Annotated in this window: 16 protein-coding genes and 1 pseudogene; 5 read left to right on the top strand and 12 right to left on the bottom strand. The window is 66.1% G+C overall.

Annotated features, from left to right (window positions below; translation table 11 throughout):
- Nucleotides 1–21: 21 nt before the first annotated feature.
- The 3 genes from clpA to dnaE form a co-directional block, all read right to left on the bottom strand.
- Nucleotides 22–2,373 carry an ATP-dependent Clp protease ATP-binding subunit ClpA gene (gene clpA, locus ACOYR3_RS12010; RefSeq protein WP_422842615.1) on the bottom strand — a complete coding sequence of 784 codons (2,352 nt, stop codon included), beginning with the start codon at nt 2,371–2,373 and terminating at the stop codon, nt 22–24.
- 57 nt (nt 2,374–2,430) lie between these two features.
- Nucleotides 2,431–2,799, bottom strand: coding sequence for an ATP-dependent Clp protease adapter ClpS (gene clpS, locus ACOYR3_RS12005; protein ID WP_422842614.1), 369 nt, complete (start codon nt 2,797–2,799; stop codon nt 2,431–2,433).
- 111 nt (nt 2,800–2,910) lie between these two features.
- Entirely contained in the window at nt 2,911–6,450 is a 3,540-nt protein-coding gene (gene dnaE, locus ACOYR3_RS12000; protein ID WP_422842613.1) for a DNA polymerase III subunit alpha, read from the bottom strand.
- 194 nt (nt 6,451–6,644) lie between these two features.
- Here dnaE and ACOYR3_RS11995 point away from each other — a divergent pair, with 194 nt between their 5' ends.
- Complete coding sequence (locus tag ACOYR3_RS11995) at nt 6,645–7,445, top strand: outer membrane protein assembly factor BamD (RefSeq protein ID WP_291485931.1); 801 nt, start codon at nt 6,645–6,647, stop codon at nt 7,443–7,445.
- Here ACOYR3_RS11995 and ACOYR3_RS11990 read toward each other — a convergent pair.
- Nucleotides 7,408–9,462, bottom strand: coding sequence for an ATP-dependent DNA helicase (locus tag ACOYR3_RS11990; RefSeq protein WP_422846577.1), 2,055 nt, complete (start codon nt 9,460–9,462; stop codon nt 7,408–7,410). The two genes, ACOYR3_RS11995 and ACOYR3_RS11990, sit on opposite strands and share 38 nt — an antisense overlap.
- 238 nt (nt 9,463–9,700) lie before the next feature.
- Between ACOYR3_RS11990 and ACOYR3_RS11985 the strand changes: the two genes are divergently transcribed.
- Nucleotides 9,701–10,507, top strand: coding sequence for a PP2C family protein-serine/threonine phosphatase (locus ACOYR3_RS11985; protein ID WP_291485935.1), 807 nt, complete (start codon nt 9,701–9,703; stop codon nt 10,505–10,507).
- Between the two features lie 125 nt (nt 10,508–10,632).
- Here ACOYR3_RS11985 and ACOYR3_RS11980 read toward each other — a convergent pair whose 3' ends face one another.
- The 5 genes from ACOYR3_RS11980 to ACOYR3_RS11960 all read right to left on the bottom strand — a co-directional run bounded on the left by ACOYR3_RS11980 (nt 10,633) and on the right by ACOYR3_RS11960 (nt 18,298).
- Nucleotides 10,633–11,397 carry a hypothetical protein gene (locus ACOYR3_RS11980; RefSeq protein WP_422842612.1) on the bottom strand — a complete coding sequence of 255 codons (765 nt, stop codon included), beginning with the start codon at nt 11,395–11,397 and terminating at the stop codon, nt 10,633–10,635.
- The gene (gene zapE, locus ACOYR3_RS11975; protein WP_422842611.1) at nt 11,394–12,491 is read right to left on the bottom strand and encodes a cell division protein ZapE; all 1,098 of its coding nucleotides are present in this window, start codon (nt 12,489–12,491) and stop codon (nt 11,394–11,396) included. The genes ACOYR3_RS11980 and zapE overlap by 4 nt, the downstream gene beginning before the upstream one ends.
- 83 nt (nt 12,492–12,574) lie before the next feature.
- Complete coding sequence (lpdA, locus tag ACOYR3_RS11970) at nt 12,575–14,002, bottom strand: dihydrolipoyl dehydrogenase (protein WP_422842610.1); 1,428 nt, start codon at nt 14,000–14,002, stop codon at nt 12,575–12,577.
- Nucleotides 14,003–14,092: 90 nt separating this feature from the next.
- Nucleotides 14,093–15,367 carry a 2-oxoglutarate dehydrogenase complex dihydrolipoyllysine-residue succinyltransferase gene (odhB, locus tag ACOYR3_RS11965; protein ID WP_422842609.1) on the bottom strand — a complete coding sequence of 425 codons (1,275 nt, stop codon included), beginning with the start codon at nt 15,365–15,367 and terminating at the stop codon, nt 14,093–14,095.
- A gap of 51 nt (nt 15,368–15,418) precedes the next feature.
- Nucleotides 15,419–18,298 carry a 2-oxoglutarate dehydrogenase E1 component gene (locus ACOYR3_RS11960; RefSeq protein WP_422842608.1) on the bottom strand — a complete coding sequence of 960 codons (2,880 nt, stop codon included), beginning with the start codon at nt 18,296–18,298 and terminating at the stop codon, nt 15,419–15,421.
- 256 nt (nt 18,299–18,554) lie between these two features.
- On the opposite strand from ACOYR3_RS11960, the gene ACOYR3_RS11955 reads away from it, so the two are divergent.
- Nucleotides 18,555–19,610 carry an AI-2E family transporter gene (locus ACOYR3_RS11955; RefSeq protein ID WP_422842607.1) on the top strand — a complete coding sequence of 352 codons (1,056 nt, stop codon included), beginning with the start codon at nt 18,555–18,557 and terminating at the stop codon, nt 19,608–19,610.
- Between the two features lie 379 nt (nt 19,611–19,989).
- Here ACOYR3_RS11955 and ACOYR3_RS11950 read toward each other — a convergent pair whose 3' ends face one another.
- Entirely contained in the window at nt 19,990–20,688 is a 699-nt protein-coding gene (locus ACOYR3_RS11950; RefSeq protein WP_422842606.1) for an SOS response-associated peptidase, read from the bottom strand.
- A gap of 37 nt (nt 20,689–20,725) precedes the next feature.
- Between ACOYR3_RS11950 and ACOYR3_RS11945 the strand changes: the two genes are divergently transcribed.
- Complete coding sequence (locus tag ACOYR3_RS11945; RefSeq protein ID WP_422842605.1) at nt 20,726–21,175, top strand: LexA family protein; 450 nt, start codon at nt 20,726–20,728, stop codon at nt 21,173–21,175.
- 26 nt (nt 21,176–21,201) lie between these two features.
- Nucleotides 21,202–22,503 (top strand): Y-family DNA polymerase, encoded by a 1,302-nt coding sequence (locus tag ACOYR3_RS11940; RefSeq protein ID WP_422842604.1) that lies wholly within the window; start codon nt 21,202–21,204, stop codon nt 22,501–22,503.
- A gap of 337 nt (nt 22,504–22,840) precedes the next feature.
- Here ACOYR3_RS11940 and ACOYR3_RS11935 read toward each other — a convergent pair whose 3' ends face one another.
- Together ACOYR3_RS11935 and ACOYR3_RS11930 are read right to left on the bottom strand one after the other, a co-directional pair.
- A complete protein-coding gene (locus ACOYR3_RS11935; protein WP_422842603.1) occupies nt 22,841–23,650 on the bottom strand; it encodes a DNA-methyltransferase in 810 nt (269 codons plus the stop codon).
- A gap of 85 nt (nt 23,651–23,735) precedes the next feature.
- A pseudogene (locus tag ACOYR3_RS11930) lies at nt 23,736–23,804 on the bottom strand (hypothetical protein); the annotation flags it as partial.
- Between the last annotated feature and the right edge of the window lie 143 nt (nt 23,805–23,947).

Raw genomic sequence — 23,947 nt, 5'->3', positions numbered from 1 at the left:
GGGCTATGCCCGCCGGCAGGCTCAATCCGCCGTCGCTTCTTCCGGCTCTGCCGGCTCGGACTTGGCGGCCCGGTCCTTCTTCGGCAGGGGCTGGATGTCCAGCAGCACCTCGGGCGTTTCCACCCCCTTGTCATCCTTCTTCACCTCGATGTCCACCGTCAGGCGGCCACCCTCGGTCAGGCGGCCGAACAGCAGCTCGTCGGCCAGCGCACGGCGGATGGTGTCCTGGATCAGGCGCTGCATCGGGCGCGCGCCCATCAGCGGATCGAAGCCCTTCTTCGCCAGGTGCTTGCGCAGCGTGTCGGTGAAGGTGACTTCCACCTTCTTCTCGGCCAGTTGCGTCTCCAGCTGCAGCAGGAACTTGTCCACCACGCGCAGGATGATCTGCTCGTCCAGCGCCTTGAAGTTGACGATGGCGTCCAACCGGTTGCGGAACTCGGGCGTGAACAGGCGCTTGATGTCGCCCATCTCGTCGCCCGCCTGCCGCGGGTTGGTGAAGCCGATCGTGGCCTTGTTCATGGTCTCGGCGCCCGCGTTCGTCGTCATGATGATGATGACGTTGCGGAAGTCGGCCTTGCGCCCGTTGTTGTCCGTCAGCGTGCCGTGGTCCATCACCTGCAGCAGCACGTTGAAGATGTCCGGGTGGGCCTTCTCGATTTCGTCGAGCAGCAGCACCGCGTGCGGCTTCTTGGTGATCGCCTCGGTCAGGAGGCCCCCCTGGTCAAAGCCCACGTAGCCCGGGGGCGCGCCGATCAGGCGGCTCACGGCGTGGCGCTCCATGTACTCGGACATGTCGAAGCGGATCAGCTCGATGCCCAGGATGAACGCCAGCTGCTTGGCCGCCTCGGTCTTGCCCACGCCCGTGGGGCCGCTGAACAGGAACGAGCCGATAGGCTTGTCTCCCTTGCCCAGGCCGGAACGCGCCATCTTGACGGCCGACGCCAGCACCTCCAGCGCCTTGTCCTGGCCGAACACCACGCTCTTCAGATCACGCTCCAGCGTCTGCAGCTTGCCGCGGTCGTCGTTGGACACGTTCGCGGGCGGAATGCGCGCGATCTTGGCCACGATCTCCTCGATCTCGGCCTTGCCGATGGTCTTCTTGCGCTTGCTGGGCACCAGGATGCGCTGCGCAGCACCCGCTTCGTCGATCACGTCGATGGCCTTGTCGGGCAGGTGGCGGTCGTTGATGTACTTGGCGCTCAGCTCGGCGGCTGCCTGCAGGGCGGCCGCGGCGTACTTCACGCTGTGGTGCTCCTCGAAGCGGCTCTTGAGGCCCTTGAGGATGTCCACCGTCTCGGCCACGCTGGGCTCGACCACGTCCACCTTCTGGAAACGGCGCGACAGGGCCGCGTCCTTTTCGAAGATGCCACGGTATTCCGTGAACGTGGTCGCGCCAATGCACTTGAGCTGGCCGCTGGAGAGCGCCGGCTTGAGCAGGTTGGACGCGTCCAGCGTGCCGCCCGATGCGGCGCCTGCGCCGATCAGCGTGTGGATCTCGTCGATGAACAGGATGGCGTTGGGCTTGTCCTTGAGCGACTTGAGCACGCCCTTGAGCCGCTGCTCGAAATCGCCGCGGTACTTGGTACCCGCCAGCAGCGCGCCCATGTCCAGCGAGTACACCGTGGCCTCGGCCAGGATCTCGGGCACGTCGTTCTGGGTGATGCGCCAGGCCAGGCCCTCGGCAATCGCGGTCTTGCCCACGCCGGCCTCGCCCACCAGCAGCGGGTTGTTCTTGCGGCGGCGGCACAGGATCTGGATCGTGCGCTCGACCTCGTAGTGGCGGCCGATGAGCGGGTCGATCTTGCCGTCCTTGGCGGCCTGGTTCAGGTTCTGGGTGAACTGCTCCAGCGGCGACGCCTTTTCGCTGCGCTCGCCGCCACCGCCACCCTCTTCGCCTTCCGCCTGGCCGTCGGCCTTGGCGGGCTCCGGCGGCTCGCCCTTCTTGATGCCGTGGGCAATGAAGTTGACCACGTCCAGGCGCGTGACGCCCTGCTGGTGCAGGTAGTACACGGCATGCGAATCCTTTTCGCCAAAGATGGCCACCAGCACGTTGGCGCCGGTCACTTCCTTCTTGCCATTGCCCGTGGACTGCACGTGCATGATGGCGCGCTGGATCACCCGCTGGAAGCCCAGCGTGGGTTGCGTGTCCACCTCGTCGGTCCCAGCGACCTGCGGGGTGTTGTCCTTGATGAAGTTCGACAGCGATGAACGCAGATCATCGATATTGGCCGAACATGCGCGCAGCACCTCCGCTGCGCTGGGGTTATCGAGCAATGCAAGCAACAGATGCTCCACGGTGATGAACTCGTGGCGCTGCTGACGGGCCTCAACAAAGGCCATGTGCAAGCTGACTTCCAGTTCCTGGGCAATCATGTGAACTCCTTTGTGCTTGCGTGGAAGGGATAACTCTAGATCGGGATCAAAGACCTGTTATTCAACAGGCTCACTGACACATTGCAGTGGGTGGCCCGCCTTGACGGCGGCGTCAAGCACCTGCTCCACCTTGGTCGCGGCCACGTCGCGGGAATACACCCCGCACACGCCTTTGCCGTCCAGGTGGATCTTCAACATGATCTGGGTGGCGGTTTCGCGGTCCTTGCTGAAAAACTCCTGCAGCACCACGATGACGAACTCCATGGGGGTGTAGTCGTCGTTGAGCATGACCACCTGGTACATCTGCGGCGGCTGGGTCCTCTGGGTGCGCCTTTCGAGCACGACCGAACCGCCGTCATCCTGCGCGGGCCGGGTCACGGGCGGCGCGGTGGGGGGCGAAGGTGGTTTTGTTGCCATGAAAATCATTCTAGCGATCCGCGCAGCGTGCTGCCGAGAGAGAAAACTGGCGCCGATCCGCATTTATTCAAGTCACCGCCCTGCCGCGCCGGCGGATGGGCGCCCGCGCCAGGGTCCGCATCACTCGTATACCACCGTGGCCGAGCCGCTGCCCGCCTGGGCCGTCCAGGCTGCCAGGGCTGCGTCGCTGGGGTAAAAACGGGCGCTTTCGCCCAGTTGCAGTTCCGCCACGGCCGCAGCGTCGCCGGCCGTGCAGCGCACTCCCATGCGCACCCGCAGACCGTGCACCAGTTCGCCCTCGGCCACCTCCTCGCGGCGCGGCGGGAATTCCTTGACCAGCCGCTGCACGTCCGGGCCCTTGTCCTGGACGGCGATGTGCAGGTATTTGCCGAAACGGCAGCGCGCCCCGGCCAGGTCCCACACCTGCTGCACCTTGACCCGGAGCCCGCCGCTGAAATGGTCCATCTGCAGCCGGCCCAGCACCACGATGAACTCGTCCTCCTTGAGCTGGTTGCGGTAGGAGTTGAGCAACGCCTCGTCCGCGGACGCTTCGATCACCCCGGACTTGTCGTCCAGGCGGAACAGTCCGAGCTTGCCCCGCTGGCCGTTGATCACCCGGAAGTCGCTGACGATGCCGGCAAGCACCTGCGGCTCGCGGCTGTCGAGCAGTTCATCGATGGAGGTGCGCACGAAACGCCGCACCTCGGTCGCCACCTCATCGAACAGGTGGCCGGACAGGTAGAACCCGATGGCCGTCTTCTCCTGGGTGAGCCGTTCCTTGATCCCCCACGGGAGCACGTCCACCAGGTCGGGCTCCTGCGTGCTGGAGCCATGGGCGTCCTCGCCCATCATGTCGAACAGCCCGCCCTGGTTCACATTGGCCAGCGTGGCCGCGGCAAAATCGAACGCGCGGTCGATGGACGCCACCAGCGCAGCCCGGTTGAGGTGGATGGAGTCGAAGGCCCCCGCCTTGATCAGGGCTTCCACGGTGCGCTTGTTCATGCGGGCCTTGTCCACGCGCACGCAGAAGTCGAACAGGCTCTTGAACGGCCCCTTGGTGGAGCCCTGGGGCCCCTCGCCCCGCCCCTCGCGCGCCGCTACCATGGCTTCGATGGCCTGTTGCCCGGTGCCCTTGACGGCGCCCAATCCGTAGCGGATCACCTTGTCCGTCACTGGCTCGAAGCGGTAGTTGCCGCGGTTGATGTCCGGCGGCTCGAAGGTCATGCCGAAATTCTTCACGGCGTCTTCGTACAGCACCTTGAGCTTGTCGGTGTCGTCCATTTCCACCGTCATGTTCGCGCAGTAGAACTCGGCGGTGTAGTGCACCTTGAGCCAACCGGTGTGGTACGCCAGGAGCGAGTAGGCTGCCGCGTGCGACTTGTTGAAGCCGTAGCCCGCGAACTTCTCCATCAGGTCGAACACCTCGTCGGCCTTCTCCTGGCTGATGCCTTTCTCGGCCGCCCCCTTGCGGAAGATGGCACGGTGCTCGGCCATTTCCTCGGCCTTCTTCTTGCCCATGGCCCGGCGCAGCATGTCGGCGCCGCCCAGGCTGTAGCCGCCCAGCACCTGCGCGGTCTGCATCACCTGCTCCTGGTAGACCATGATGCCGTAGGTCTCCGAGAGCACCGGCTCCACCAGCGGGTGCGGGTAGATCACCTCCTCCTTGCCGTGCTTGCGGTTCACGAAGCTGGGAATCAGGTCCATCGGGCCCGGCCGGTACAGCGCGTTCAGGGCGATCAGGTCTTCCAGCCGGCTCGGGCGCGCCTCTTTCAGCATGCCCTGCATGCCGCGGCTTTCAAACTGGAACACGGCTTCGGTCTTGCCCTCGGAGAACAGCCGGTAGGTGGGCCCATCGTCCAGCGGAATGTTCTCGAAGGCGAAGTTCTCCTGGCCCTTGTGGCGCTTCATGATGAACTCGCGCGCAATCTCCAGGATGGTGAGCGTGGCCAGCCCCAGAAAGTCGAACTTCACCAGGCCGATGGCCTCCACGTCGTCCTTGTCGTACTGGCTCACGGCCGACTCGCTGCCAGGCTGCTGGTACAGCGGGCAGAAGTCGGTAAGCTTGCCCGGCGCAATCAGCACGCCCCCGGCGTGCATGCCGATGTTGCGCGTCATGCCTTCGAGCTTTTGCGCCATCTCGATGATGGTCTTGACGTCTTCTTCCTTCTGCACGCGCTCGTAGAGCATGGGCTCCAGCTCCAGCGCGTAGTTGTTCTTGTCGCCCTCTTTCTTCACCTCGGGCGGATAGGCCAGCGTGTACGACATGCCGGGCTTGCCCGGCACCAGCTTGGAGATTCCGTCGCAGAAGGTGTAGCTCATGTCCATGACGCGGCCCACGTCGCGGATCGCGGCTTTCGCCGCCATGGTGCCGAAGGTGGCGATCTGGCTCACGGCGTTCTTGCCGTACTTCTCCTTCACATAGTCGATCACGCGGTCGCGGTTGCTCTGGCAGAAGTCGATGTCGAAGTCGGGCATGGAAACCCGCTCGGGGTTCAGGAAGCGCTCGAACAGCAGGTTGTATTGCAGTGGGTCCAGGTCGGTGATCTTCAGCGCGTACGCCACCAGCGAGCCGGCGCCGGAGCCCCGGCCCGGCCCCACCGGGCAGCCGTGGGTCTTGGCCCACTGGATGAAGTCACCCACGATGAGAAAGTAGCCGGGGAACCCCATCTTCAGGATGGTGCCCAGCTCGAATTCCAGCCGCTCCACATAGCGGGGCCGCTGCTTGTCGCGCTCCGCCGTGTCCGGGAACAGGTGCGCCAGCCGCTCCTCCAGCCCCTCAAAGGACGCCAGCCGGAAATACTCTTCGATGGGCATGCCGTTGGGCGTCGGGAAGTCGGGCAGCCGCGGCTTGCCCAGCACCAGCGTCAGATTGCAGCGCTGCGCGATTTCCACCGTGTTCTCGATGGCCGACGGCACATCGGCAAACAGGGCCTGCATTTCGGCCGACGACTTGAAATACTGGTCGCGGGTGAATTTGCGCACGCGGCGCGGGTTGGCCAGGATCTCGCCCTCGGCAATGCACACGCGCGCCTCGTGGGCCTCGTAGTCGTCGGCGGTGGCAAACTGCACCGGGTGGGTGGCCACCACCGGCAGGGCCAGACGCGCCGCCAGCTGGGTGGCCGCCACCACGTGGCTTTCGTCTTCCGCACGTCCCGCTCGCTGCAATTCGATGTAAAAACGGTGAGGGAACATGCCCGCCAGGCGCAGGGCCAGCGCTGCGGCGCCGGCCTCGTCGCCCTTGAGCAGGGCCTGCCCCACCGGCCCGGCCTGGGCCCCGGCCAGCACGATCAGCCCCTCGGACAGCTCCTGCAGCCACGCCCAGGTGCACAGCGCCAGGTTCTTGACGATGTTGCGCGTCCAGGCGCGCGCGAGCAGCTCCGAAAGGTTGAGGTAGCCCTGCCGGTTCTGCACCAGCAGCGCCAGGCGCGACGGCGCGCCGCCGGCTTCCTCGGGCTCGAGGTAGATTTCCGCGCCGAGGATCGGCTTGACGCCCTTGCCCCGCGCTTCCTTGTAGAACTTGATGGCGCCAAACAGGTTGTTGAGATCGGTGATGGCCAGGGCGGGCTGCCCGTCCTTGGCGGCCGCCTTGGCGACCTCGTCGATGCGGGTGGTACCGTCAACGACGGAAAATTCGGTGTGCAGGCGCAGGTGAACAAACATGCCAGGCATTGTAGAAACCCCGGCGCCGCCGGCCGCCGTCAGGCGCTTCCCCGGCACCCTGCTGGCAGCCGAAGGCCGCCGCTACAATGCCCTTTCGCGCCCGGAAGCCTGCAGTGCAATGTTGCACAGGCCTTCGAACAGGTGCGGAGTCATCTAGCACTCCTGTTTCCCCTTTTTGCTGAAAGCTGCCTGCGATGCTGCGTGCCCCATCATTGCCCCTCGTTTCCGCCCTGCTGGCGGCCGGTCTGCTGGCTGGCTGCGCCGGCACCACCGAAGACAAAACGGCCAACTGGAGCCCCAACCGTATCCATTCGGAGGCCAAGGACGAACTCAACAGCGGTGCCTACGACAAGGCGGTGCCGCTGCTGGAAAAGCTGGAAGGGCGTGCCGCGGGCACGCCGCTGGCGCAGCAGGCTCAGCTCGACAAGGCCTACGCGCAATACAAGGGCGGCGAAAAGGCCCAGGCCATCGCAACGCTGGACCGCTTCATGAAGCTGCATCCGGCCAGCCCCGCCCTGGACTACGCGCTGTACCTGAAGGGCTTGGTGAACTTCAACGACAACCTGGGGCTCTTCTCCTTCATCTCGCGCCAGGACCTCTCCGAACGCGACCAGAAGGCCGCCAAGGATTCGTTTGAATCCTTCAGCGAACTCGTCACCCGCTTCCCGGACTCGCGCTATGCGCAGGATTCCCGCCAGCGCATGACGTACATCGTCAATTCCCTGGCGCAGTACGAAGTGCACGTGGCCCGGTACTACTACCAGCGCGGCGCCTATGTCGCGGCCATCAGCCGCGCGCAGGTGGCGTTGGCCGACTACCAGGGCGTGCCCGCGCTGGAAGAAGCGCTGTATATCCTGATCCAGTCCTACGACGCGCTGGGCATGACCCAGCTGCGCGACGACGCGCGCCGCGTCATGGACGCGTCCTACCCCCAGAGTGCCTACCTGCACGGCGGCTTCAAGGAGAAGTCGGATCCGTGGTGGAAGTTCTGGTAAGTGCCTGAAGAGCCGCCTGGAAGTCCGCTTCGGACTCCAGGCGCCGCATGGGGGGCAGTGCCGCCAGCAGGCGTTTTCCGTACCCCATGCTCACCAGCCGGACGTCCCCCACCACCAGAACGCCCTGGTCGGTCTCGCGCCGTATCAAGCGCCCCGCGCCCTGCTTGAGCGCCACGGCGGCTTCCGGCAAGGCGTAGTCCCTGAAGGCGCTGCCGCCGGACTGCTCGATCTGCTGCGTGCGCGCTTCCACCAGCGGATCGCCGGGCGGCGGAAACGGCAGCTTGTCGATCACCAGCAGCTGCAGCGCGTCGCCCGGCACATCGAACCCCTCCCAGAAGGTGGCGGACGCCACCAGCACGCACCCGCGGCCGCCCTGCCCGGCCCCCTCGCGAAAGCGCTCCATGAGGTGGCGCTTGGGCCACTCGCCCTGCACCAGCACGTCCAGCAGGCCCGGCACTGCCAGGCGCTCCTTCAGCAGGTCGCCCAGGGTGCGCAGCGCCTTGAGCGTCGTGGTCAGCACGAGGGTACGCCCACCCAGCTGCAGCGCGGCCTCCCCCACCCACTGCGCCAGCACCGCACTGTGCGACGGGTCCGCCGGCGACGGCAGGTGGCGGGGCACGTACAGCGCGGCCTGGGACGGATAGTCAAACGGACTGGCCACGCGCAGGATCTGCGCATCCGTGAGCCCGGCCCGCTGGGTGAACCAGGTCAGGCGCTCGTCATGGCCCAGGGTGGCCGAAGTGAACACCCAGGCCCGGCCCGGGGTCTGCCCAGCCGGGGGGTGTTCGGGCCACCCGTCAGCGTCGGCCGGCGCGTCCGGCGCCTGCAGCAGCCGTGTGCGCAGGGCCTCCGCAATGTCCAGCGGCGACTCCGCCAGGCGCAGTTGCATGCCGACCTCCAGCCAGCGCACCGCGTCGGGGCGGCCGGGTCCGGCAAACCGGGCCAGGCGCGCCAGCAGTTCGCCGGCGCGTTCGTACAGGCGCACGAAGTCGGGCGCGATCTCGCTGACCGTGTCGAGCGCCTCCTGAGCCTGGGCGACGGCCAGCCCCGTCCTGCGCAGCGCCGCGCTCCAGGCTTGCGGCTCCAGGCCCTCCGGCGCCTCGCTGCTCCAGCGCAGGCGCGATCCGCTTCGCATGGCTCCGGCCGCCAGCCGCAGGTCTTTGGCCGCCAGGTCCACCCCGGCCGCCAGGCCTGTCCAGTCCGCCAGGCCGCGGGCCTGCTGCAAGCCGCTGGCGAGCAGGTCGCGGCCGAAGTCCGCCAGCTGCCCCGTGGACAACGCCATCCCCAGAAACTGCACGCCGGTTTCATTGATCTGGTGCGCTTCGTCAAACACCACCACGCGCACGGTGGGCAGCAGTTCGGCCATGCCCGATTCGCGCACGGCCAGATCGGCAAAGAAGAGGTGGTGGTTGACGACCACGATGTCCGCCGCCAGCGCCTCCCGCCGCGCCAGGTGCACATGGCATTCCCCGAAGCGCGGGCACTGGGCCCCCAGGCAGTTTTCACGGGTGGAGGTCACCAGCGGGATGACCGGCGAGCGTTCGTCCAGCCCGGGCAGCTCGGCCAGATCCCCCGAACGGGTGCCCTGCACCCATTGCTCCACCTTGGCCAGCACGCGGGCCACGCCGGGTTCCGTGCCGCCTTCCGCGTGGCGCGCCCGCTCCAGGCGGTACAGGCACAGGTAGCTGCCCCGGCCCTTGAGCAGGGCCGTGCGCACCGGCACGCCCAAGGTCTGCACCAGGCGCGGCAGGTCGCGCGCAAACAGCTGGTCCTGCAAGGCCTTGGTGGCCGTCGACAGCAGCACCCGCTCCCCGCTCAGCAGCGCCGGCACCAGGTAGGAAAACGTCTTGCCCACGCCCGTGCCCGCTTCCACGACCAGCACGCCGCCCGCCTCGATGGTCCGTGCCACCGCCTCGGCCATCTCCGTCTGCCCGGCGCGGGGCTGGAAATGCGCGTCCGCCCGCGCCAGCACGCCGCCGGGCGCAAACGCCTCCTGCACCATGGCCACCAGGGACATCGGGCGCATCTGGGACATCAGGCCGCCCCTTGCGGCGCAAAGCCGGCAACCGACCGCGTCTCGGCACTGCGCCGGCCCGGCCGGTGGTGCATTTCAGGCCGGCCAGATAAGGATGGACAAGGGGAGAAGGTCAAGGCAGGGGCGATGAAATGGCAAAAAGCCGACAGGCCAGCGGATAATAAAGGCTTGGCCCTTTGCGCGCGCTCCGTTGGCGGGCGCCCGCCCCACAATCAACAGCATGACCAAAGCGTTTCGCCTCATCGCGTCCACCGGCATCCACAAGGGAGACCGGGAGTACCAGCAAGACCAGGTGGCCTTGATCTCGCACCCGCGCTACAACGGCTGCGTGCTGGGCGTTGTGGCGGACGGCATGGGGGGCCGCAGCGGCGGCCGCAAGGCATCCGACCAGGTCATGATGACCGCACGCCAGCTGTTCGAGCGGTACTCGCCCGACGCCGACGACCCCGTCACCATGCTCAAGAGCATGGTGGAAGAAGCCCACATCGTCATCCGCCTGACCGCCATTTCCGCGGAGCAGGAGCCTCACAGCACGATCGCGGCCTTCCTCATCAATCCGCGCGGCGACTGCCACTGGGTGCACGCCGGGGATTCGCGCATCTACCACTTCCAGGGCGCCCGGATGGTGTTCCGCACCAGCGACCACTCCTACGTGCAGGCGCTGGTGGACCGCGGGGAGCTCACGGAGGCGGAAGCCAACAACCACCCGCACTCCAACATCCTGGTGGGGTGCCTGGGCACCGAGAGCGATCCCCCCATCACCACCCACGTGATCCCGCAGCTGCAGCCCGGCGATGTGCTGATGGCGTGCAGCGACGGCGTGTGGCACTACTTCTCCCCGACCGAGCTGGGCTCGGTGGTGGACGCCCTGTCTCCCCGCGAGGCCACCGAGTTTCTCGTCGAGAAGGCCCGCACCCGCGCCCGGGGGGGCGGCGACAACCTGTCGCTGGTGATCGTGAAGATCGAGGCGCTGGTGGAAGAGAAAAAGGTGGCCCGCCTGATCGCGGCGGACGCGGACCGCGGCTGAGTCTGCGCAGCACGGGGTCGGCGGCGCCGCAGACCGCGCGGCAGCCGGCACGGAGCCGCCGCGCCACCACAGCCGGCCAACAACCAACAACCAAGATCCCGCGGCGCCCGCCAGGGCGGAGGGCCTCAGGGCGCCGCCGACGCCGGCGGTAGCGGTGCCGCGGGCACATGCCCCCGGGCTGCCGACTCCGCGCGCGATTTTTCCACGCGTTCGCGGCGCTCCTGGGCGGCCTTCAACGCCCGCTCGTGCTGCTCGCGCGCCTGCGCGGCGCGCTCGTTGGTCGCGGCCGTGCGGGCGGCTGCTTCGCGGGCCTGGTTCTGCACCCGGGCGCGCTGCTCCTGGGCCCGCTGGGCGGCCTCCCGGTCCCGCTGGGCAGCATCCGTGGCGGTGGGCGCCTGCGGCGGCGCAGCCCGGCCACCGTTGCGCAGCACTGCGGGCGGCGTTGTTCCGTCCGCCGATGCTGCGCCTGACGGCGGAACGGCCTGTTGCTGCTTCTCTTCAATGGCCTTGCGGCGCTCGGCCGCCTTTTCCTTGCGCTCCGCGTCGTTGAGTTCGAGCTCGCGGGCACGCAAGCGCAGCTCGGCATCGCGCACGCCGGCGCGCACCTTGCGCAGGCAGTCCTCCACGGCAAAGCGCTGGTAGCAAGCCGCCTCGTCCTGCAGCTGCTTCGCGCGCAATGCCTCGCGTTCATGGCGGATGCGCTCGTGCTCCGCCTTGCCGCGCGGCGCGTCGGAGCGGTCCGCACCCGGCGTTCCGGACGGGGCGGCGTCCGCCGCCGGCTGCGTTGGGGACTCCGTTTGCTGCTGCTGCGCCTGCGCCCACGGCGCCGGCCCCAACACGCACGCCGCCATGGCAAGGCAGCAGGCTCCCAGGCGGTGGTACGAGGTCATGTCAGTCCTGTATCGACAGTCCGGCGTTCCAGCGACAGGAACTCCTTGGACTGCATTTCGTTGAGCCGCGAGATGGTACGCGGGAACTCGTGCGCCAGCGGGCCCTCGGTGTACAGCTGTTCGGGCGGTACGGCCGCGGACAGAATCAGCTTCACGCGGCGGTCGTAGAGCACGTCCACCAGCCAGGTGAACCGCCGCGCCGGCGACGCCATGCTCACCGGCATGTACGGCACGTCGGACAGCAGCACCGTGTGGAACTGGGTCGCGATCTCCAGGTAGTCGTTCTGCGACCGCGGACCGCCGCACAGCGTCCGGAAGTCGAACCACACCACCCCGCCGGCCTTGCGCCGCGCACGGATTTCGCGCTGTTCGATGTGCAGCACCGGGTCTTCGTCATGCACCTCGGCCAGCTGGTCGAAGGCGCGGTTCATTTCGGCGTCTGCCTCGGGGCCCAGCGGCGTGTGGTAGAGCTTCACATGCTCCAGCGTGCGGCGGCGGTAGTCGGTGCCGTTGTCGACATTGATGACTTCCAGCCGTTCGTTCAGCAGCGCAATGGCCGGCAGGATGCGGTCGCGGTGCAGGCCGCCCGGGTACAGGTCGTCGGGCTTGAAGTTGGAAGTGGTCACGAATCCCACGCCGTTGTCGAACAGCGCCGCCAGCAGCCGGTGCAGGATCATGGCGTCGGTGATATCGGCCACGTGGAACTCATCGAAGCAGATGAGCTTGTAGCGCTTGGCAATGCGAGCCCCCAGCACATCCAGCGGGTTCACCGTGCCTTGCAGGATCGCCAGCTCGCGGTGCACCTCGCGCATGAATTCGTGGAAATGCAGGCGCACCTTGCGCCGCAGCGGCACGGCGTTGAAGAAGCACTCCATGAGGAAGCTCTTGCCCCGCCCCACCCCGCCGTACATGTAGACGCCGCGCGGCACGTCCGGGCGGTTGATGAGCTTCTTGAGCGCATTGGAACGGCTGTGCTTGTACGCAGCCCATTCGTTGGCGCAGCGCTCCAGCGCATCGACCGCGCGCAGCTGGGCGGGGTCGCTGCGAAACCCCTTGGCCTGCAGCTCTGCTTCATATGCCTGTCTGACGTTCACCGCGCTTCACCCACAATGCTATAAAAACAATAGCTGATCGCGCTTATCCAGAAAGCGCGAGCAGCCATTTTTACCTCAAACCATCAGAAGTTGAGGGTGCGCTTGTCCACCGCCAGGGCGGCTTCCTTGGTGGCCTCGCTCAGGCTCGGGTGCGCATGGCAGATGCGCGCGATGTCTTCGGCGCTGGCTTTGAACTCCATGGCCACCACGGCTTCGGAAATCAGCTCGGAGGCCATCGGGCCCACGATGTGCACGCCCAGGATTTCGTCGGTGGCGGCATCGGCCAGGAACTTCACCATGCCCGTCGTGTCGCCCAGGGCGCGCGCGCGGCCGTTGGCGAGGAACGGGAACGTGCCGGCCTTGTACTTCACGCCATCGGCCTTGAGCTGCTGCTCGGTGCGGCCCACCCACGCGATCTCGGGGCTGGTGTAGATGACCCAGGGGATGGTGTTGAAGTTGACATGGCCGTGCTGGCCGGCAATGCGCTCGGCCACGGCCACGCCCTCTTCCTCGGCCTTGTGCGCAAGCATCGGGCCGCGCACCACGTCGCCCACCGCCCACACGCCGGGCAGGTTGGTCTTGCAGTCGCCGTCCACCACGATGGCACCACGCTCGTCGAGCTGCAGGCCCACGGCTTCGGTGTTCAGGCCGATGGTGTTGGGCACGCGGCCGATGGAGACGATGAGCTTGTCGGCTTCCAGCGCCTGGGCTTCGCCCTTGGCGTTGGTGTAGGCGATGGACACGCCCTTCTTGCCGGACTTGATCTCGCCGACCTTCACGCCCAGCTCGACCTTCAGGCCCTGCTTGTCAAACGCCTTCTTGGCTTCCTTGGCGATCTGCTCGTCCACCGCGCCCAGGAAGGTCGGCAGACCTTCCAGGATGGTGACGTCCGCGCCCAGGCGGCGCCAGACGGAGCCCATTTCCAGGCCGATCACGCCGGACCCGATCAGCGCCAGCTTCTTGGGCACGGCGCCGATGCGCAGCGCGCCGTCGTTGGACAGGATGTTCTCTTCATCGAAGGGCACGCCGGGCAGCGCACGGGCGTTGGAGCCGGTGGCCACGATGATCTGCTGGCCCGTCAGCGTCTCTTCGGCGGCGCCCGACACCTTGATCTCGTAGCCCCCTTCCACCGCCTTCACGAAGGAACCGCGGCCATGGAAGAAGCTGACCTTGTTTTTCTTGAACAGGTACAGGATGCCGTCGTTGTTCTGCTTCACGACGGAGTCCTTGCGGGCGATCATCTTCGCCACGTCCATCTTCACGCCCGTGGCAGTGATGCCGTGGTCCGCGAAATGCTTGTTGGCGTGCTCGAAATGCTCGGACGACTGCAGCAGCGCCTTGGAGGGAATGCAACCCACGTTGGTGCAGGTGCCGCCTGGCGCGGGGCCACCCTTGTCGTTCTTCCACTCGTCGATGCAGGCGACGTTCTTGCCCAGTTGGGCGGCACGGATGGCGGCAATGTAGCCACCGGGCCCCCCGCCGATGACGATCACATCAAATTGTTTGCTCATGGGAAATCTCGTTCAGTCTGTTGGAGAAAGACCCACCGGCGGGCAGGACCATAGGCCGGGCCACGCGGGTGGGTCGATGCAGTCAGGGGATCAGATGTCGAAAAGCAGGCGCGACGGGTCTTCCAGCGCGTCCTTCATGGCCACCAGGCCCAGCACGGCTTCGCGGCCGTCGATGATGCGGTGGTCGTACGACATGGCCAGGTAGTTCATCGGGCGGATGACGATCTGGCCGTTCTCCACCACCGCGCGGTCCTTGGTGGCGTGCACGCCCAGGATGGCCGACTGCGGCGGGTTGATGATGGGCGTGGACAGCATGGAGCCGAACGTGCCGCCGTTGGAGATCGAGAACGTGCCGCCGGTCATTTCCTCAATGCCCAGCTTGCCTTCGGCCGCCTTCTTGCCGAACTCGGCAATCTTCTTTTCGATGTCGGCGAAGCTCATCTGGTCCGCATTGCGCAGGATGGGCACCACCAGGCCGCGGGGCGAGCCCACGGCGATGCCGATGTCGAAGTAGCCGTGGTAGACGATGTCGTTGCCGTCCACCGAGGCGTTCAGCACGGGGTACTTCTTGAGGGCGTGCACGGCAGCCTTCACGAAGAAGGACATGAAGCCCAGCTTGGTGCCGTGTTCCTTGGTGAAGCTGTCCTGGAACTTCTTGCGCAGGTCCATCACGGGCGCCATGTTCACTTCGTTGAACGTGGTCAGGATGGCGTTGGTGGCTTGCGACTGCAGCAGGCGCTCGGCCACGCGGGCGCGCAGGCGGCTCATGGGCACGCGTTGCTCGGGGCGGCCGCTCAGGTCTTCCTTGCCTGCAGGGGCTGCCACCTGGGGCAGTGCCTTGGTGGGCACACCCGTGGGGATCACGCTGGGGGCCACGGCGGCCTTGGCGGCGCCACCGGCCACGGCGGCCAGCACATCGCCCTTGGTCACTCGGCCGTCCTTGCCCGAGCCGGCCACGGCCGATGCGGACAGGTTGTTCTCGGCCAGCAGCTTGGCAGCGGCCGGCATGGCCACATCGCCCTTGGAGCCGCCCGCGGCTGCAGGCGCTGCTGCAGCAGCAGGCGCGGCCGCAGCGGGGGCCGCAGCCGGTGCTGCTGCGGCGGGCGCAGCCGCGCCGGCCTTGCCTTCGGTGTCGATCTTGGCGATGAGCTGGTCCGCCACCACGGTGGCGCCGTCGCCCTGCACGATTTCTGCCAGCACGCCGGCCGCGGGCGCAGGCACTTCCAGCACGACCTTGTCGGTCTCGATTTCGATCAGGATCTCGTCCACGGCCACGGCTTCACCGGCCTTTTTCTTCCAGGTGAGCATGGTGGCTTCGGCCACGGATTCGGACAGCTGGGGGACTTTGACTTCTACGATAGCCATTTTGAATTCTTTCAGTAGGGTTCTGTTCTGTGTTCGGTAGGGGTGCTGGCCTTACTTGGTCAGGACAAAACCCTTGAGCTTGGCAAACGCGGCATCCACGAGCGCCTTTTGCTGCTCCTGGTGCAGGTGGGCATAACCCACGGCAGGCGATGCAGACGCGGCACGGCCGGCATAACCCAGCTTCTGGCCATCGAGCATGTTCTCGTGGATGTTGTGCTGGATGAAGAACCAGGCGCCCTGGTTCTGCGGTTCGTCCTGGCACCACACGATGTCGGTGGCGTTGGGGAACTTCTTGAGTTCGGCCGCAAAAGCCTTGTGCGGGAACGGATACAGCTGCTCCACGCGAATGATGGCCACGTCGTCGTCTTCGCGCTCGGTGCGCTTCTTCACGAGGTCGTAGTACACCTTGCCGGAGCAGGCGATCACGCGCTTGACCTTGGCGGCCTTCTTCACAATGGCTTCGTCCTGCTCGGGGATCACCGTCTGGAAGCCGCCCTTCGTGAACTCGGACAGCGGCGAGGTGGCGTCCTTGTTGCGCAGCAGCGACTTGGGCGTCATGATGATCAGCGGCTTGCGCAGGTCGCGCACCATCTGGCGGCGCAGCACATGGAAGATCTGGCTGGCCGTGGTGGGCTGCACGATCTGCATGTTGGCATCCGCAGCCAGCTGCATGAAGCGCTCCAGGCGGGCCGAGCTGTGCTCGGGGCCCTGGCCTTCATAGCCGTGCGGCAGCATCAGCGTGATGCCATTGACACGGCCCCACTTCACTTCGCCCGAGGCGATGAACTGGTCGATCACCACCTGGGCGCCGTTGGCGAAGTCGCCGAACTGGGCTTCCCAGATCACCAGGGTGTTGGGGTCGTTGGACGCATAGCCGTATTCAAAGCCCAGCACCGCCTCTTCGGACAGGATGGAGTCGATCACGACGAACGGAGCCTGGTTCTCGGCCACGTTCTGCAGCGGCACATAGGTGCCGGTGTCCCACTTCTCGCGCTTCTGGTCGTGGATCACGGCGTGGCGGTGCGTGAACGTGCCGCGGCCGCAGTCTTCACCCGACAGGCGCACCGGGTAGCCGCTGGCCACCAGCGAGGCAAACGCCATGTGCTCGCCCATGCCCCAGTCCACGGGGATTTCGCCGCGGCCCATGGCGGCGCGGTCGTCGTACACCTTCTTGACCAGCTGGTGCGGCGTCACGCTTTCGGGGATCGTCGTGATCTTCTCGGCCAGGCGCTTCCACTCGGCCAGGGGGATGGCGGTGTCGCCAGCGTCCGTCCACTTCTTGCCCAGGAACGGGCTCCAGTCCACGGCGTACTTGCTCTTGAAGTTGGTCAGCACCGGATCGACCGTGTGCTTGCCCGCATCCATGGCGGCGCGGTAGGCCTTGACCATGTCGTCGCCCAGCGACTCGCCCAGGCCTTGCGCTGCCAGCTTGTCGGCATACAGTTTGCGCGTGCCGGGATGCTGGCCGATCTTCTTGTACATCAGCGGCTGCGTGAGCGCGGGAGTGTCCTGCTCGTTGTGACCCAGCTTGCGGAAGCAGATGATGTCCACCACCACGTCCTTGCGAAACTCCATGCGGAACTCCAGCGCCAGCTGGGTAGCCAGCACCACGGCCTCCGGATCGTCGCCGTTCACGTGCAGCACCGGCGACTCGACCATCTTCACGATGTCGGTGCAATACAGCGTGGAGCGTGCATCGCGCGGATCGGACGTGGTGAAGCCGATCTGGTTGTTGATGATGATGTGCACCGTGCCGCCCGTGGAATACCCACGGGTCTGGGCCAGCGCCAGCGTCTCCTGGTTCACGCCCTGGCCGGCAAAGGCCGCGTCGCCGTGCACCAGCACCGGCAGCACCTGCTTGCCGTGGGGATCAGCGCGGCGGTCCATGCGGGCACGCACGGAGCCTTCCACCACGGGGTTCACGATTTCGAGGTGGGAGGGATTGAACGCCAGCGACAGGTGCACCGGGCCGCCAGGGGTCGTCACGTCAGAGCTGAAGCCCTGGTGGTACTTCACGTCGCCCGAGGGCAGGTCTTCCGGCGCGGTGTGGTCGAACTCGGCAAACAAATCCTTGGGCATCTTGCCCAGGGAGTTCACCAGCACGTTCAGGCGGCCGCGGTGGGCCATGCCGATCACGATTTCCTGCACGCCCTTGGCGCCAGCAGACTGGATCAGCTCGTCCATGGCGGCGATGAAACTCTCGCCCCCTTCCAGGGAGAAGCGCTTCTGGCCGACGTACTTGGTGTGCAGGAAGCGCTCCAGGCCTTCGGCGGCCGTTAGGCGGTCCAGGATGTGCTTTTTCTTCTCGGCACCGAAATTGGGCTTGCTGCGGATCGCTTCGAGCTTTTGCTGCCACCAGCGCTTCTGGTTCTGCTCGGTGGCATACATGTACTCGGCGCCGATGGAGCTGCAGTAGGTTTCGCGCAGCGCGTTGATCAGCTCGCGCAGCGTCATGCTCTCTTTGCCGAAGAACGTGTTGCTGGTGTTGAACACGGTTTCCTGGTCGGCGTCGGTGAAGCCGTAGAAAGAAGGCTCCAGCTCGGGAATCGCGGGGCGCTCGGTGCGCTTGAGGGGATCCAGATCGGCCCAGCGCTGGCCCACATTGCGGTAGGCGGCAATCAGTTGCTGGACGGCCGTGCGCTTGCGGCCCAGTTCGGAGTCGGCGCCGCTGGCCACGACAACCTTGGTGCCGCCCTGCTTGGCGCGCTCGGCAAATGCGTTGATGACGGGCAGGTGGGGAACGTCTTTGGCGTTCGAGCCGTCCACAGCCGGCACGTGTTGAAGTGCGTCAAAGTATTCGCGCCAGTTGTCTGGCACGCTGCCCGGGTTGGCCAGGTAGTTTTCATACATCTCTTCGACATACGGCGCATTGCCGCCGAAGAGGTAGGTGTTGCCTTGGTAGGCTTGATAGACGGACGTCGTATCGCTCATATTCCGCTGACCTCCGCTTTCCTTGGGAAAGCATTAGCTGGTTGAGAAACCTTCCGCGACACGGCTGAACCGATTGGCGGATGCGACTGTGGCTGGGGAAGGGCCTGGGGTTGCGGGCGTCATTGTGCCACTGATCGGCCAACCACCCAACGGGAACGGGTTCGCGCCCTCCCGGACCGGAAGGCAGCGCGACGCACGCCGCAAAGACGGGCGCGGCTCGCGTACAGTGCGGGCTACTGCAACACTGCCTGTCCCCATGACACAGCCTACCCCCCAGAACAAAGTCTTCCTGCTGCTGCTGGCCCTGGTCACGGTCGCCTTTGGCGCCATCCTCTGGCAGTTCCATGGGGCCGTCTTCTGGGGCGTCGTGCTGGCCATTCTGTTCACCCCCCTGCACCGCAAACTGCTGCGGAGCATGCCCGGGCGGCGCAATCTCGCGGCACTGTGCACGCTGGGCTTGTGCCTGGTCGTGGTCATCCTGCCCATGACGGCCATCGCGGTCTCCCTGGTGCAGGAAGCCACCGTCGCCTACGAACGGATGCGCTCGGGCCAGCTGAATTTCGGACTGTACTTCCAGCAGGTCATGGCCGCCCTGCCCGGCTGGGCCACCAACCTTCTGGAGCGGCTGAACCTGACCTCCGTGGCCGAGCTGCAACAAAAGCTGTCGTCCGTCGCCGTACAGGCCAGCCAGATCGTGGCCACCCAGGCACTGAACATCGGGCAGAACACGCTGGAGTTCCTGGTCAGCTTCGGCATCATGCTGTACCTGCTGTTCTTCCTGCTGCGCGACGGCGCCGACCTCGCCGTGCGCATCGGCCGGGCCACCCCCCTGGATGCAGAACACAAGCGCCAACTGGTCAGCAAGTTCACCACCGTCATCCGCGCCACGGTCAAGGGCAACATCGTCGTCGCCGCCTCCCAGGGGGCGCTGGGCGGCCTCATCTTCTGGATTCTGGGCATCCAGGGCCCCGTGCTGTGGGGAGTGCTGATGGCCTTTTTGTCGCTGTTGCCCGCGGTCGGCGCGGGCCTGATCTGGATGCCCGTGGCCATTTACTTTCTGGCCACCGGCTCGGTGTGGCAAGGCACCGTCCTCATCGCCTTTGGCGTGGGGGTCATCGGCCTGGTCGACAACATTCTGCGGCCAATTCTGGTGGGCAAGGACACCAAGATGCCGGACTACATCGTGCTCATCTCCACCCTGGGCGGCATGGCGCTGTTCGGACTCACCGGCTTCGTGATCGGACCGGTCATCGCAGCGCTATTCATCGCCAGCTGGGACCTGTTTTCGCCCGGCCCTGCGGAAAATTCTTGAGCGGCGCGCGCACCCATCTTGCAAGCCAGGCGCCTTGCAGTCCGTTCATGTGACTGGCTAACTACCTTTTGGGGTTAGCCGCACCAAGCCCCCGCCGCCGGAAGCACAAAACAAAAAAGCTCGCTATGGAATCCATAGCGAGCTTTTTATATCTGAATAGGCCTTTGGTGGTAGGACGTACAAGATTCGAACTTGTGACCAACGGATTAAAAGGCCACAAAGAAATCCATACAAATCAACGCATTAGGCAAAGAACAGTTCCGCAAAAGGCGGAAAAATGACCTTCTGCAACCCGCGCCAGCCCGTGAGCATGCCAAGTTTTGCGGAACAAAGTTTGAACGATGGCAGCTGATGGCGCTTAAGGTAAGGCTGCAAGTCCTCAAGAAGGGAAGCCTGACAACGCCGTGTGCTTCGCGTTGGGCTCTTTCGGCCCGTGCACAAACAGCTCGACCGGCGGCAGCTGAATCAGCGCCTCGGCCTGCTCAATGGTTCCGTGCAGCCAGGCATCCCAGTCGCCCTTTTCCAGCGGCACCACGGTGCGCTTGTCCTGCATGTGCGGTGGCCGTTTCTCGTCGGGCCGGTGCATCAGCTTGAGCAGCGGGTGCGCGTCGCAGACCTGCGTGACCATGGTGTAGCTGGGCAGCACTTCGCCCGTCGCCGGGTCGGTCCACTCGCTCCAAAGACCCGCCAGACCCCAAGGCTCCCCGTCAGCACGCGCAAATTGCCAGGCGGTGTGGACCTTGTCCTTCCAGTAGGGCTCAACGTACAGCTGCGCCGGGATGATGCAGCGCTGCCCCCTGCGCCAGGGGCCGCCGTAGGTCCACGATTTGGCAATGCCCTCGCGCCGCGCATTGACGGTGGCCAGGCGCTTGCCATCCTTGCCCCGCGGGACGCTGGTTTCCGAGTTCGGCGGGATCATGCCCCACTGCCCCACCACCAGCCGGCGCCCTGCCCCCGCAGCCCGCAGGAACGGTCCGCGGTACAGCGGGCTCATCTTGTCGCGCCATTCTTCCTCGGGCAAGTCGCCAAAGTGGAGCACCAACTGCTCCCGGCCGGGGACCTCGTAGTACGTGCACATGAGGCACATTCTGCGCCGCATCGGATACACTGTAAATATGTACAGTTTCTTGGATTCCCCGATGCCTGTGCCGTACGACACGGCAGCGCAGGCGTTCGCTCTTCCAGTGTGCGGCGTGAGCGTGCGGGCGGGGTTTCCATCGCCGGCCGATGACTTTGTGGTGGAGCGGCTGGACATCATGCAGTTGCTGGTGAAGCACCCGCAGGCCACCTACTTCTGGCGCGTGCGGGGCGACTCGATGCGTGAGGCCGGGATCGAGGATGGCAGCATCATCGCGGTGGACCGTGCGCTCCGGCCCAAGCATGGCTGCATCGTGGTGGCCCTGGTGGACGGCGAGTGCACCGTCAAATACCTGTACCAGCGCGCCGGCCGCATCAAGCTGCGCGCGGCCAATCCCACCTACCCCGACATCGTGCCGCGAGACAGCCAGACCATTGAGGTGTGGGGCGTGGTGCGTGGGTGCGTGAAGATTTTTGCCACCAACTGATCTGAGGGCGCCGCGAGTGCAGTCCAATGTACGCCCTGGTCGATGGCAACAATTTCTACGTCAGCTGCGAGCGGGTGTTTCGCCCGTCTCTGAACGGCCGCCCGGTGGTGGTCCTGAGCAACAACGACGGCTGCGCCATTGCCCGGAGCAATGAGGCCAAGGCCTTGGGCATCAGGATGGGGGCGCCGTGGTTTCAGATCCGCCACATGGAGGAAACGCACGGCCTGGTGGCGCTGAGCGCGAATTTCACGCTGTACGGCGACATGAGCGACCGCATGATGAGCCTGGCGGCGGGCCTGGGGCCAACGCAGGAGATCTACTCGATTGACGAGAGCTTCGTGAGCCTGCAGGGCGTGCGCGGCGACCTGACCCGGCGCGGGCGGGTGATCCGCGAGCGCATCCTCCAATGGGTGGGCATTCCGTGTGGGGTGGGCATCGGGCAGACCAAGACGCTGGCCAAGCTGGCCAACCACATCGCCAAAACTGCCGAGCGCAAGCCGGGAAGCTACCCGGCCGAGCTGGCCCAGGTGTGCAACCTGACCACCCTGCCCGCCCAGGATCTGGACGATGTGCTGGCCGCCACGCCGGTGGAAGACGTTTGGGGGGTGGGCCGCCGGATCGCCGCGCAATTGCATGAGGGGGACGTGCATACCGTGCTGGACCTGGCCCGGCTGGACCCGGCCACCGTGCGGCGGCGCTGGAGCGTGGTGCTGGAGCGCACGGTGCGCGAGCTGCAGGGCATGCCGTGCATTGCGCTGGACGATGCGCCAGCGCCCAAAAAGGAAATCGCCTGCACGCGGGCCTTTGGCACCGCCATCACGGACCTGCCGCCGATGGTGGAGGCCGTGAGCGAGTTCGCCAGCCGCGCGGCGGAGAAGCTGCGCAAGCAGGGCAGCCTGGCCAGCCAGCTGCTGGTGCTTTGCCACACTTCGCCGTTCCGGCCCGGCCCTCGCTTCAACAAGTCGGTGGTGGTGCCTCTGCGCCGGCCTACGGCCGACACCGCCAAGCTGGTGTGGGCGGCGGCGGCCGGCATGCGCCGCATGTACGAGCCGGGCTACAAGATGGCCAAGGCGGGGGTGATGCTGCTGGACCTGGTGCCCGCCAGCGTGCAGCAGGCCGAGCTGGACCTGGAAGATGAGGACCACCGCGACCGCAGCCGCTTGATGGAAGCCATCGACGCGCTCAACACGCGGTATGGGAAAGGGACCGTGCACTCAGCGGCCACCGGCGGGGGCAGCAAGGCGCCCAGGGAGTGGGGGATGAAACAGGAGCGGCGCACACCGCACTACACGACGCGGTGGGAGGATGTGCCGGTTGCGCGGGCGTAGGGCAAAAGCCGTGATTTTTCGTCATCTGAAACGAGTTGAAAACCTGCGGCAAGGCCGCGCCAGGCCTTGCGATGCTTGGCGCCGGCAGTGCCGTCAAAACCGGGCCATTAAGACCGGGGGCGGGGCGGGGTCTCGACTGCGCGCCGCGCCTTGCCGGGGTGCCTGGGCATGGATGGGCGGGCGCGTGGGGCTGGGAAGGCTGCGGCGAGGGCTAAGGAAGGGCCGTGGAGGGGAAGCACGGCGCAGGCGCATGGGTGGGTATGTGCCGGGGCCTGCGGCGCTGTACGGGCGCAAAAAAGGCCACCGGATGGGTGGCCTTTGTGCTTCGGTATGGGGGTTAGGCGGCGCGGCCCTGTGGTTCGGTGGCCACGCTGGCCAGGCGGGTGGCCGCTATGTCGAAGTAGTGCTGGTCCTGCTCAATCCCGATGAACTGGTAGCCCAGCTCCAGAGCCGCCACGCCGGTGGACCCTGAGCCCATGAACGGGTCAAGGATGACACCACCGGGCGGCACGGCCTGGCACAGCTGCTTCATCAGGTCCACCGGCTTGCCCGTCATGTGGAACTTGGCCCGGTGGTCCACGCGCTCGCGCACGACACCTGGCCACGGGCCGCCATGCTCTGCGATGGCCAGGGGGCCGTTGGAACCCCACACCACATATTCCGCCTGGTGGCGAAAGTAGCCCTTGTGCGGGGCGCGTGATGCTTCGGTTTTGTCCCAGGGAATGAGGCCGCGCCACACCAGCCCACCGGCCTGGAAAGCATCGGTCAACGCGGGCAGCTGGCGCCAGTCGGTGAACACCATGGCATAACCGCCAGGCCGCAGCGCCTGGCGCACCAGCGACACCCAGCAGCTGACCCAAAAGGCCCAGCTGCGGCCGTCCCGGTTGTCGCCGGAAAAATTGAGGTTGTGGGCGGCCGTGAGGGCGTGCCCGCTCTGCACGTACTTGGCAGCGGTGGATTGCATGCGGTCACCGCGCACCATGCCGCCGCTGCTGTACGGCGGATCGGTCACAAGCGCGTCAACCTGCAGGCCGAGCTGCTGCAGTAGCCGCACGCTGTCGCCCCGGTAGATGGTGGCGTTGCCTATCTTGAGGCACTGGGGTGCGTGGGTTGCCTGGGATGCCTTCGAGGTTTCGGGAGTCTTCATGTGTCATAGGTGAAGGCGCTCCCAGGCGCTCGCGTGAGGGGCTCAAGGCCCGCAGGTGGTTCATAGTCCCGCAGCGCGGGCACTTGATTGCGATCTGTTCAAACACGGCCTCTGCGAGCTTTCGCGCGCAGTGGCCGCAGCGGATTTCTTCCATGGTGTCGGCATCGCCTAAGATGCGTCCCGCCTGTGCACAGGTGACGGGGCCGCGGGCCAATGCCGTGGGCAATCACGGCGGAGGGGTTTGCGTTGGGTGTGACAGCACCCTTCACATTCGCCCTGTCTTTTTTTTTGAGTGAA

It is taken from the genome of Acidovorax sp. M2(2025), from assembly GCF_049330835.1.
In the GTDB taxonomy this organism is placed as follows: Bacteria; Pseudomonadota; Gammaproteobacteria; order Burkholderiales; family Burkholderiaceae_C; genus Acidovorax.
The sequence above is the reverse complement of the archived record's forward strand: the minus strand, read 5'-3'. Positions and strand labels throughout refer to the sequence as shown.